The following is a 12,193-nucleotide window of genomic DNA, read 5'->3' on the forward strand; positions in this document are numbered from 1 at the left end:
CTTTGTCGCCAACTATGGTTGCAAAGAAATAATGGCAGTGTGGTATCTAACAATTTTCAGAAATAAGTTCCTTCTGCCACTTCAATCAGCATAACTGTTACAACCTCAAGGGTGAGATGCCGTTGAATGTTGATAATTTTAAGATTTGTTTACTAACACCTTTTTAAACAAGCATTTTGTGTCAGCCTCAACCCCATTCTTATTTTTTGTCTGTGGCTGCGATGCTAATCTTTTTTTGGTTTGCTGACGAAGTTGCTGTGCTAACTGTGTGGCTTCCCTTTCGGCTCGGAATAAATCAACTCTTCGCGTCGTCAGAATAAATGAGTTATCAGGCTTTCGTTTCACCCAAGGAACGCTAACTGTAAAATACTGACAAATATTTTTGCATGGCTCCTGATTGAGAACTGGGTAACTTTTTTGAGTATTTAGGGTGTTAGCGATCGCTTTCAACTCGAATATCGCTGCTTCTAACTCTCCTGCCATCCGATTGATACGTTCAACTTGTGCAATCAAACGCTCTCCTTCGCTGATGATTTTTTCCTCTTGGGGTCGCAGTGGCACTATAGCAGTAGTTACAGATTTAGGCTGCAACAACGAAACTTTCCGCAAAATGGGCTTTTTGTCAATGTTTTGGATTTTTTGCATACTACCTCAAGTAAGGCTAGCTGACTTGTAAGGCATTTTAGCAGCAAATAGTACTTTTGTACTAAAATAATTTACCTTGAACATCAGCCCTCACCCTAAGTCCCTCTCCCAAGCTTGGGCTACGGTGTATACACAACTCGAATTACCCCCCTTAATCCCCCCTTATAAAGGGGGGAAACCGGAAATCCAGTTCCCTCCCCTTTATAAGGGGAGGGTTAGGGTGGGGTAAAACCCAGATTCATCAGATATTTCAGACTTGTGTATACACCGTAGTAAGCTTGGGAGAGGGATTTAGGGTGAAAGCTCATTGATTCATGCCAGAAGTCTATTATGATGAAGCGAAAATAGTGCCGCCAACTGAGCTTCACTGTGGAAACACTCAGACTCATCAACACTGATAATATTGTGAATTAGAGTTAGCGATCGCTAATTACTTTATGAGAATAAGAATATACGAAATAGCTGATACCAAAGAAATTATGAAATTGTTCTACGACACTATTCATGAGGTGAATATTCACGATTATACAGAAGAACAAGTAGCTGCTTGGGCACCAGCAAACATGGATATTGAAGTTTGGATTAAAAGTTTAGGAAGTAAGTTTACCTATGTAGCAGAAGAACAAGACAAAATTATTGGTTTTGGAGAATTAGAGGCTAATGGTCATATTGACCGTTTCTATTGTCATAAAGATTTTCAAAGGAAAGGTGTTGGCAAGAAAATCTTAGAACAGATTGAATTAAAAGCACACTCTTTAGGGGTAGAAAAGTTATTTACCGAAGCCAGTATTACAGCTAAACCTTTTTTTGAGAGTCAGGGATTTATTGTTATCAAAAAGCAAGAAGTAGAGCGTAGAGGGCAAAAGCTGATAAATTTTGTCATGGAAAAACACTTCAAAAATTACTAAATTCATTGGATTCAAGCAATTTTAAAAAAGTTGTTCTAGTAGTATGTCAAGAACTAATTGACGGATAAATTTCCTATAGAGACGGCGATTTATCGCGCTCGAATTGCTTGAATGCCTCGTGAGTAATGGTGGAATCATCTGTCATTTATTCACATCCAGCAACCGCGAAGTTTGTAAACGACTCATCCACTTCTCTAAATAAACTCGATTATCTTTTTGCTCATTTGGATCTTTAGTATCTAAAGGATGAGGCATCAGTCCCAAAATCGTTGCTGTCGTCACGCAAAACATCGATTTTTGGAAACTCATACAAATTTGGACTCGCAAATCATCTTCACCCCGAAGACTGCGACGATAAATTTCGTGCAAATACTCTGGAAGATAATGACGCATATCTTGCATCAACAAGGTAGGAGGAATACCCGCGCCGCCGATGGGCAAAGGATCGGCATACAATGCGCCATATTGAAATCGGGTTTGATCTGGGGGAATTTGATATCCTTGGGCATTGTATGAAACTGTGCCGTGAAAAGGAGTTCCCCGGAAAAATACTGCTTCTACATAAGGTATTGCTGTATCTGCTAAGAAGGTCAAACCAACGCTTTTGGGAATGATTTCATAGACATTACCTCGAATTTTGACAGCGTAGGTAATTGGGTTTGATGCATTTGCCACTAACCCGGCTTTAATGTGTTCTACAACTTGGGGAATCGATTTGATTTCGCCTTGGTCGTAGCGGTCTGATAAGCTGAGGAACATATCAGCCATTACTCGCCAGAATTGACCTAAACCGGTGTAGTAAGCAGAGACACGCAAGTGTTCTGTTAAGAAATCTGGAAACAGTTGGTTAATACTCTGAATGAAAGGATTATTTTTAAATTTTGCGTTAATAACGGCTTGCGCTCTTTCTTGAAATTCTGGTGTATCTAAATACGTATCTAGTCCGCCGCCACCGTGCCACATCATGGCTTTCATGCAATATTCGGCATATTCAAAATTGATTCGGTCATGCCACCAGTGACGGAGTAATTTCTGAAAAGAAACGTCTCCATTAAAATATTTAAAAAATGGGAAAAATACTAAAAACTGATGTTCGGCAATATAGTTAAGATTTTTTGAGTAAGCATCTAAAACTACCCCATAGCTTTTAAGAATACCAACAACTTCCAGCACATTCTCTGGACTATCGGGGAGTAATGCATCTCCTTTTTGTAGACGTTCAATATACTCAGCTAAAGGATTGTGAGCAGCTTTTTTTTTAATAGTTACCATTGCCATCTCTCCAAAAAGTTTAGTCATTTGTCATTTGTCATTTGTCATTTGTCATTTGTCATTGGGCATGGTTATTCTCCTTATCCCCTTGTCCCTAATCCCTAGTACAGCACGGCGGAAGTAAACCACCTATTTCAAATCTATGAAACGCTTACGCTGTATTCATTTTTAATTTTTAATTTTTAATTTTTAATTCCGCCCTGCGGCACTAGTCCCCATTGCTTTATCTAAGGACACTGCTACTACTACGTTTTGGGTATTTATCATTGCTGTAATTGTTGGTTCAGTCCAACGCACTAACCAACCAGGTTGAATGCCGAAAATCACAATCAGTACAGCTAAAATTGCAGCTGGGATGCGATCGCTCCAATACACACGTGGTAAGTTGGTAACTTGTGCAGATAAACGTCCAAAAAAGGCGCGGTTGACGAGAATTAAGAAGTAAACTGCTGTTAAACCAGTACCAAGCATACATAACAGGGTTTGCACTGGAAAAACTGGAAAACTTCCCCGATAAACTACGAATTCGGAAATAAACCCTAGCATTCCCGGTATACCAGCGCTGGCCATGACTCCGACAATCATCAAGCTACCGATTACTGGCATACCCCGTTCTGGGTTCAGTAATCCTTGAATGATTTCTAAATCACGGCTTCCAGCTTTTTTATACACAACTCCTACCAGCAAAAACAGCATTGCCGAAATCAAGCCGTGGCTAATCATTTGCATCACAGCACCTAAAACACTTAAAGGTGTGGCCGCCGCCGCCGCTAAAAGCACGTAACCCATGTGTCCAATGGAGCTGTATGCTACCATTTTTTTCATATCGCTTTGGGCGATCGCGCAAGATGAACCATACAGTACGCTTACTACTGCCCAAGTCGCCAACCAAGGAGCCAGATAAGCCCAAGCTTCTGGTAACAAGTTCATGCCAAAGCGCAGTAAGCCGTAAGTTCCCAACTTCAACAGCACCCCAGCCAATAGCACGGAAATCGGTGTCGAAGCTTCAACGTGAGCATCTGGCAACCAAGTATGGAAGGGAACCAAGGGAATTTTAATTCCAAAACCGATCAAAATTCCCGCTAGCAATAAAAGCTGTGTTCCTAGAGGTAAAGTTGTCGCGTTCAAGGTTGCTAGTGCAAAGTTAGAGGAACCACTCAGCCAAACCATACCGAGGAAACTTGCTAACAGCAGAATTCCCGAAACGGCTGTATAAATAAGAAATTTAGTCGCAGCATAACCCCGTTTGGCACCACCCCAAATTGCTATTAGCAAATACAGCGGAATTAGTTCCAATTCGTAAAACAGGAAAAATAACAGTAAATCCTGTGCTAGAAAGGCTCCTGTCACCCCAGCGCTTAATAATAGTATCAAACAGTAATAAAATTTAGGACGCTGTAGCGATTCATCGCTGCTGTAGATGGCAATGGCAGTTAACAATCCATTTAAAACCAGCAACGGCAAAGATAAACCATCTATTCCAAGGTTATAGTTCAGCCCTAAAGCATCTACCCAAGGGATAGACTCAGCAAACTGTTGAGTAATTTCTCCTGGATGGAACTGACTTACTAATACGATTGTCCACAAGAAAGCGATAATGGCAAAGACCAAAGCCACCACACGGGCGAATTTCCCACTGATGCCAGAGGGGGAGAAACCAATTAAAGCTGCGCCGATTAACGGCACTAGAATTAAAACACTAAGCATAGACTTTAGGTAAGGTTAGCAGGGGAGCAGGGGGGCGGGGGAGCAGGGGAGCAGGGGGAGAATAATAACTCCTAACTCCTAACTTCTCACTCCTAACTCGCTTAAAAAGGTAATTTATCTAGTAAACCCAATGACCAACTGATGAAAAAACCCAGGACGCTGACAACTGCTAGGATGGTCAACATATAGCCCTGAGATTGCCCAGAAATGCTGTACTTTAAGGTTTGTCCGCTGAGAATGGTCGCAAACCCAACTAAGTTTACTAAACCGTCAACCAAGTAGCGATCGCTCCAAGCAGAGATTTTAGATAGCAGTGCTACTACACTTACCACGGTTACAAGATAAACTCGGTCAATATAAAAATCATAACCTAACAGGTCTTGCAGAAATCTCCACGCCAAGATTCTGGATCTTGACCAAGCTTTGTGCAAATGAACTGTACACCCTACGCCTACCCCCACTACGGTAGAACCAAACAAGGCTAACACCACGTACCAATTAATACTTTCCCAATCTGGTAGTAGGTACCATTGCTGTAACATCAGAGGTAGAAGCAGAGTCAGCACTGTCAGAATCACCATTGGTAGGGCCATCTGCCAACCAACTTCTGGGGTACGACGGGTCTTTTGTTGCGGTTTACCCCAGAAAACTAATCTAAATACTCTCGTCAAATTCAATGCTGTCAAACCATTGACTAATATTAAAACCCCAATTACCCAAGGGCTAATATTCACGAAACCGTCAGCCCATGCTAACATTGCCCAGAAACTTCCTAGTGGTAGCAGTGTTACCATCCCGGCTGAACCGACTACAAAGGCCGTGGTGGTGGCTGGCATCCGTGACCACAAACCGCCCATTTCTGTTAAGTCTTGGCTTTGGGTAGTCAAGATGACTGAACCAGAACTCATAAATAATAATGCTTTGGCGATCGCATGAGTTAACAGCAACATCAAGGCTACACCCCCTTGCTGCAACCCTACCGCCAAAAATACTAACCCCATGTATGCACTGGTGGAATGAGATAGCGATCGCTTAATATCAATTTGAGCTATGGATACTAATGTGGCTCCAATCGCTGTCACCGTACCCATAACTACCAAGGCATTCAAGGCAACTGGCGACAGCGCTAATAATGGTTGAAATCTATACAATAAATAAGCACCACCAGCTACTACCAGAGAGTTTCGCATTACCGAGGCGGGGTTGGGGCCTTCCATTGCCTCATCTAACCACAGGTGTAGTGGAAATTGGGCACATTTACCAGCAGGCCCAGCAATTAGTGCCAACCCTAGCAGCGTCGATGTCATTGGACTTAAATTAGCTGTTTGCGCCCACTCATATAAATCCGAAAAGTTCAAACTGCCGGCTAAGGTAGAAAGTGTCACTACAGCCATCAGCAGCAACAAGTCTCCCACCCGTTTAGTCCAAAACGCATCCCGCGCCGCCGTTACTACTAGTGGTTGAGCGTACCAGAAACCCACCAGCAAGTAAGTCGAAAGCGTCAGTAATTCCAAAAGAGCATAGCTGAGAAACAAAGAATCACTAATCGCTAGACCACTCAACGCCGCTTCAAAGAATCCCAGCAGCGCAAAAAAACGCGCTAACGACCAGTCCTTTTCCATGTAACCCAGAGCGTAAACTTGTGCCAGTAAGCTTAACCCTGTAATTAAAACTGTTGCCCCAATGCTGACTGGCGATAGTTCTAAGGAAAAAGATAAATCTAAATCTGCTGCTTTGAACCAATTGATTAGTAAGTTTTCTGGATCTCTATCCCAGATATTTTTAAATACAAACAGGCTATGGATAAAAGCTAAAACGGTCGTCAACAAGTTGATGTATGCCGCAGGTCTTGGCCCTGTTCGCTGAATTATTCCTATTCCCCACGGCAAGGTCAAAATTGCGCCCAATAAGCTATACAAAGGCACAAACCAACTTGTTGAAAATAGAAATTGATCCATTTAAATTTCCCTTGATGACTCAGCCTTGATTTTAAAAAAAATTCCAACCAATTATTTATTTAATAAAATTAATTTACCAAAATATCGATATTTCTTTACTATTATTTTAACTAAACTTCTAAAAGTACTTTTACTTAACGCTACCCTATTAAATATAAGTAAAATATAACTTTACATAAGCAAAAGCATTTACTTGCCTTAATATCACCGACCTTTTTACATTTGTATTTCTACTTTAAGCAGAGTACTTTATACGATATATTTGAAAAAATTATATATGTTTCACCTAGTCATTGTACACTTAGAATTATTTGAGGAAAGATAGATACAGCAAAACATACAGCCGCTGCTTACCTCTCATCAGATAGGATTAGCCTTGGTTACGAATGTCGTTTTGTAAATGTAATAAAGAAATTATAAAGCATAAGTGCCAGCTCAAGGAATCTGTAAACTTTAATTGCTCAGATGCCTAGATAACTTTTTGTTAAGTTTTTTAAAACTTTCTTATCATAAACTATTATAGTAATTTATATTGCCAGGAACGCCAAGCTTTCCTATGCTTAATTTGGAAGTGTTTTCTTAGCTATAAGATCAGGCTCCCCCGTCAAAAAATTCAAACGACAGTACAGATTGCATTAATTTTGTAGGAGTTCTGCGATGCCAATTGCAGTTGGAATGATTGAAACGAAGGGCTTTCCAGCAGTGGTGGAAGCTGCTGATGCGATGGTGAAAGCCGCCCGTGTCACCTTAGTAGGGTATGAAAAAATTGGTAGCGCTCGCGTCACCGTGATAGTTCGGGGAGATGTATCGGAAGTGCAAGCTTCTGTAGCAGCTGGGGTTGAAGCGGCAAAAAGAGTCTTTGGTGGTGAAGTGTTATCCACTCACATCATTGCTCGTCCTCACGAAAACCTGGAATACGTCTTACCGATACGTTACACAGAAGCGGTGGAACAATTCCGTACTTAAAAGCTGTTTAAACAAAGTAATTAACGCTCTTTTTCTGAAAAGAGCATCACTTTTGTCCAAGACTAAAAACTTTGAAATAGGGATTAAAACTAATGTCAATTGCAGTAGGAATGGTTGAAACGCTAGGCTTTCCAGCAGTAGTGGAAGCTGCTGATGCGATGGTGAAAGCTGCCCGCGTCACTTTAGTAGGTTATGAAAAAATCGGTAGTGGTCGGGTGACGGTAATTGTTCGGGGTGACGTTTCGGAAGTGCAAGCTTCTGTAGCAGCAGGAGTTGAATCTGTAAAGCGGGTTAACGGTGGACAAGTACTGTCTACTCATATCATTGCTCGTCCTCACGAAAACTTAGAATACGTCCTCCCAATTCGTTATACCGAAGACGTAGAGCAGTTCCGGGAAAATGTGAATGCAATTCGTCCTTTCGGTAGAAGACCGTAATTTGTAATGCAAATTGCCAAAGTTCGCGGCACAGTAGTTAGCACCCAAAAAGAGCCAACTCTTAGAGGTGTGAAACTACTATTGTTACAATTAGTAGATGAAAACGGCAATATCTTACCAGAGTATGAAGTAGCAGCAGATATTGTGGGAGCAGGAGTAGATGAGTGGGTACTCATCACTCGTGGTAGTGCCGCTCGTCAAATTGTTGGCAATGAACAGCGTCCATTGGATGCAGCAGTGGTGGCGATCATAGATACTATTTACGTTGAAGATCGCCTCATCTACAGCAAAAAAGATCAATATCGATAGTCAACAGTTAGAAAAGTTAGGAGTTAAGAGTGAGGAGTGAGGAGTTAAAACTCATAACTCATAACTCATAACTCATAACTTAATTTCAGGAGGAATCTCGCGATGGCAGTCCGCAGCACGGCGGCACCCCCAACCCCGTGGTCAAGGAATTTAGCTGAACCCAAAGTCCATGAAACTGCCTTTGTACATTCATTCTCCAATCTGATTGGGGATGTACGAGTAGGTGCAAATGTAATCGTTGCTCCGGGGACTACGATTAGAGCGGATGAAGGCACACCTTTTTATCTGGGTGAAAACACCAATATTCAAGATGGTGTTGTCATTCATGGGTTAGCGGAAGGCCGAGTAATTGGCGATGACCAAAATAAATACTCAGTATGGATTGGTAAAAACGCTTGCATTACCCACATGGCTCTAATTCACGGGCCAGCTTATGTAGGTGATAATTCCTTCATTGGCTTTCGCTCTACGGTGTTTAATGCCAGGGTGGGTGCAGGTTGCATCGTGATGATGCACGCCTTGATTCAAGATGTAGAGATTCCCCCTGGTAAGTATGTACCTTCGGGAGCGATAATTACCAGCCAGCAGCAAGCCGATCGCTTGCCAGATGTGCAAGATCAGGATAAAGAATTTGCTCATCATGTGGTTGGGATTAATCAGGCATTACGAGCTGGTTATCTCTGTGCTGCGGATAGCAAATGTATAGCACCCATCCGGGATGAGAACGCTAAATCTTATACAGGTAATGGTATTACTGTTTTAGAGTTGGAAAGGAGTAGTGAAGTGTCGAGCAATAGCTTGGGTGCAGAAACAATAGATCAGTTGCGGTATCTATTGGGTCAAGGGTATAAAATTGGTACGGAACACGTAGACCAAAGACGTTTCCGCACGGGTTCTTGGACTAGTTGTCAACCAATCGAACCGCGATCGCTTGGTGAAGCGATCGCAGCATTAGAAAGCTGTGTAAATGACCATAGCGGCGAGTATGTCCGACTGTTTGGCATTGACAAAGATAGACGGCGTGTGCTAGAAGCCATCATCCAACGTCCCGATGATGATGCAAAACCAGCTACTAGCTTTAAAGCGCCGACTGGTCGTAGCAATAGCAGTTACAGCAGCAGTAATGGTAACAGTAACGGCAACGGTTCTAGTAGTGGCAAAGTCAGTGGCGAAACTCTAGAGCAAATCCGCCAACTCTTGGCAGGTGGTTACAAAATTGGCATGGAACACGTAGATGAACGTCGTTTCCGCACTGGTTCCTGGACTAGTTGCACGCCAATTGATGCAACCTCCACAAATCAAGTCATCTCCGCTTTGGAAGAATGTATAGCAAGCCATCAAGGCGAGTATGTACGTTTAATCGGTATTGACACCAAAGCCAAACGGCGCGTACTAGAGACCATTATCCAACGTCCAAATGGTCAAGTAGCCTCCTCTGGTGGTCAGAAATCATTTACTACTAGTGCAGCACCCTCTGGTACGGGAACAGCTAGCAGTAACCGCTTGAGTTCTGAAGTAGTAGACCAACTCCGGCATTTATTGGCTGGCGGCTCGAAAATTAGCCTTGAACACGTAGATGAGCGCCGCTTCCGTACAGGTTCCTGGACTAGTACCGGTCAAATTCAAGCCTCCTCAGAAAGAGAAGCGATCGCAGCCATAGAAGCACACCTCGGCGAATACGAAGGGGAATATGTACGCTTAATTGGTATTGACCCGAAAGCCAAACGGCGGGTATTAGAAACCATTATCCAACGTCCAAATGGTCAAGTAGCCTCCTCTGGTGGTCAGAAATCATTTACTACTAGTAGTGCGCCCTCTGCAACAGCAACAGCAACAGCAACAGCTACCCGCTTGAGTTCTGAAGTAGTAGACCAACTCCGGCATTTATTGGCTGGTGGCTCAAAAATTAGCATTGAACACGTAGATCAACGACGGTTCCGTACAGGTTCCTGGACTAGTACTGGTCAGATTCAAGCCTCCTCAGAAAGAGAAGCGATCGCCGCCGTAGAAAGACAACTCGGCGAATATCCAGGGGAATATGTGCGCTTAATTGGTGTTGACCCCAAAGCCAAACGTCGCGTATTGGAAACGATTATTCAAAGACCATAGTAGTGCTGAGTTAAAAGTGCTGAGTGCTGAGTTAACACTTTAAAGACACCAGTCACACCAACTGTAAACTCAGATTTTAGAAGATACTAATTACTCAGCACTCAGCACTCAGCACTCAGCACTCAGCACTCAGCACTCAGCACTCAGAACTACATCCGGCTTCCGAGGTTAAAATTTCCATGTCTGTGCCGCTACTGCGCCTCAGCAATAACTTTGATACTTATATTAGTGGTGAGGTGACTATTCATCCAAGCGCGGTACTTGCACCTGGGGTAATTCTCCAAGCGGCTGTAAATAGCAAGATCGTCATTGGGGCAGGGGTCTGTATTGGCATGGGAGCAATTCTCCAAGTCCATGAAGGCACTCTAGAAGTAGAAGCAGGTGCAAACCTGGGAGCCGGTTTTTTGATGATTGGCAAAGGCAAAATTGGCGCAAATGCTTGTATTGGTTCGGCTACTACAGTTTTTAACTATTCGGTTGAACCTGAACAAGTAGTACCGCCTGGTTCAATTTTAGGAGACACCAGTCGGCAGATTGAGCCAACAAAACAGCTAGAAGCATCTACAAATAACCCAACTTCTACTACAAATACACCGGAAGAGGAAAATAGCTCAGGTGGAGTTAAGGAAAAGGTAGTTTCCTCAACTAACTTCTCAGCTTCGGCTTTTGTAGATTTCAAACAAAACAAGTCGATTTCTTATTTTAAATCTCCCGCCACTCCCGAAAGTCAGTCTCCTCCTGTGGAGGAACCGGCCAATGATGCTGACTCCACTTTGGAGTCAGCCGCCGAACCGTCTACAGAACATAACTTAGACCCCAGTCAGTCCGCCACAGAACCACCTAACGGTTTTGGGACTCAAATTTATGGACAAGGGAGCATAAGCAGACTGTTGACTACACTGTTTCCTCACAGACAATCCTTGAACGACCCAAACCCTGACGATTAGTCAGAGTAAGTGTTAATTGTAAGGTGTCGCCTTTTTCCGTATTTTGGAGAATTCATCATGGAAACATATAATCAACGGTCTATTCGCACCATCCAAGGAGCGAGTAGTCAAGAAACCTTTCAGGATACTGCTTTGGGTTTAGTTTCTACCCGTAGCTTTCCGGCGATCGTTGGGACGGCGGATATGATGCTGAAATCAGCGGGAGTTCACTTAGTTGGGTATGAAAAAACTGGTAGTGGTCATTGTACTGCGATCGTTCGGGGTGGAATTGCTGACGTGCGTCTGGCGGTAGAATCAGGCGTGCAAACGGCTGAACAGTTTGGTCAGTTGGTTTCTAGTTTGGTGATTCCCCGACCTTATCCCAACCTAGATATAGTGCTTCCCATCACAACCCGTTTCACTAAATTGATGGAAGAGGGCAATTACAGCCGTCTGAGTAATCAAGCAATTGGTTTGGTAGAAACGCGAGGATTTCCCGCGATGGTAGGAGCGTGTGATGCGATGCTCAAAGCTGCTGATGTTCATTTAGCAGCTTATGAAAAAATTGGTGCGGGTTTGTGTACAGCTATTATTCGGGGTTCCGTAGCAAATGTGGCGGTAGCAGTAGAAGCGGGAATGTTTGAAGCAGAACGCATTGGGGAATTGAATGCGGTAATGGTAATTCCCCGACCGCTGGACGAAATGGAGTTAACTTTGCCATTAGCAAGCTGCTGGATAGAAGAACGCGAACCGTTAAACTTACCAGTGAATATTAAAGAACAAGTTGCGGAAATCGAGGTACTAAGATTACCAGACTTAACCAAGCTACCGACAAAAGTTCAAGAAGAATTATGGAATGATGAATGATGATAGATGAATTTTTTCAAATCATCAATCATCATTCATCGTTTAGATGGAAGGCATCTTACGCTTTAGCTATTCTGAATAATAGCTTC

The 12,193-nt window shown here is 43.0% G+C and carries 11 protein-coding genes; 7 read left to right on the forward strand and 4 right to left on the reverse strand.

Translation table 11 applies throughout. From position 1 onward, the window contains the following. Positions 1-138: 138 nt before the first annotated feature. The gene (locus V7K61_RS29220) at positions 139-645 is read right to left on the reverse strand and encodes a hypothetical protein (protein ID WP_335058978.1); all 507 of its coding nucleotides are present in this window, start codon (positions 643-645) and stop codon (positions 139-141) included. A gap of 437 nt (positions 646-1,082) precedes the next feature. Here V7K61_RS29220 and V7K61_RS29225 point away from each other — a divergent pair, with 437 nt between their 5' ends. Further along, a complete protein-coding gene (locus V7K61_RS29225) occupies positions 1,083-1,553 on the forward strand; it encodes a GNAT family N-acetyltransferase (RefSeq protein WP_335058980.1) in 471 nt (156 codons plus the stop codon). Between the two features lie 141 nt (positions 1,554-1,694). Here V7K61_RS29225 and V7K61_RS29230 read toward each other — a convergent pair whose 3' ends face one another. The 3 genes from V7K61_RS29230 to V7K61_RS29240 form a co-directional block, all read right to left on the reverse strand. Continuing rightward, on the reverse strand, positions 1,695-2,825 hold the full coding sequence (locus V7K61_RS29230; RefSeq protein ID WP_335059103.1) for a CO2 hydration protein: 1,131 nt from the start codon (positions 2,823-2,825) through the stop codon (positions 1,695-1,697). A gap of 189 nt (positions 2,826-3,014) precedes the next feature. Next, entirely contained in the window at positions 3,015-4,532 is a 1,518-nt protein-coding gene (locus V7K61_RS29235) for an NADH-quinone oxidoreductase subunit M (RefSeq protein WP_335058982.1), read from the reverse strand. 101 nt (positions 4,533-4,633) lie between these two features. Continuing rightward, positions 4,634-6,490: an NAD(P)H-quinone oxidoreductase subunit F gene (locus V7K61_RS29240; protein WP_335058984.1), complete on the reverse strand. Its 1,857-nt coding sequence runs from the start codon at positions 6,488-6,490 to the stop codon at positions 4,634-4,636. 657 nt (positions 6,491-7,147) lie between these two features. Here V7K61_RS29240 and V7K61_RS29245 point away from each other — a divergent pair. From V7K61_RS29245 to V7K61_RS29270, 6 genes are all read left to right on the forward strand, one after another. Continuing rightward, entirely contained in the window at positions 7,148-7,456 is a 309-nt protein-coding gene (locus V7K61_RS29245) for a carbon dioxide-concentrating mechanism protein CcmK (protein WP_012410633.1), read from the forward strand. 92 nt (positions 7,457-7,548) lie between these two features. Continuing rightward, positions 7,549-7,893 carry a carbon dioxide-concentrating mechanism protein CcmK gene (locus V7K61_RS29250; RefSeq protein ID WP_010995041.1) on the forward strand — a complete coding sequence of 115 codons (345 nt, stop codon included), beginning with the start codon at positions 7,549-7,551 and terminating at the stop codon, positions 7,891-7,893. Positions 7,894-7,899: 6 nt separating this feature from the next. Next, on the forward strand, positions 7,900-8,202 hold the full coding sequence (locus V7K61_RS29255; protein ID WP_335010917.1) for a EutN/CcmL family microcompartment protein: 303 nt from the start codon (positions 7,900-7,902) through the stop codon (positions 8,200-8,202). Positions 8,203-8,304: 102 nt separating this feature from the next. After that, a complete protein-coding gene (locus V7K61_RS29260; protein ID WP_335058986.1) occupies positions 8,305-10,311 on the forward strand; it encodes a ribulose bisphosphate carboxylase small subunit in 2,007 nt (668 codons plus the stop codon). 179 nt (positions 10,312-10,490) lie between these two features. Next, positions 10,491-11,258 (forward strand): transferase, encoded by a 768-nt coding sequence (locus V7K61_RS29265; RefSeq protein ID WP_335058988.1) that lies wholly within the window; start codon positions 10,491-10,493, stop codon positions 11,256-11,258. A 57-nt stretch (positions 11,259-11,315) separates the two neighbouring features. Further along, entirely contained in the window at positions 11,316-12,104 is a 789-nt protein-coding gene (locus V7K61_RS29270; RefSeq protein WP_094351667.1) for a BMC domain-containing protein, read from the forward strand. The last annotated feature ends 89 nt before the right edge of the window (positions 12,105-12,193 follow it).

The organism is Nostoc sp., assembly GCF_036918015.1.
GTDB lineage: Bacteria > Cyanobacteriota > Cyanobacteriia > Cyanobacteriales > Nostocaceae > Nostoc.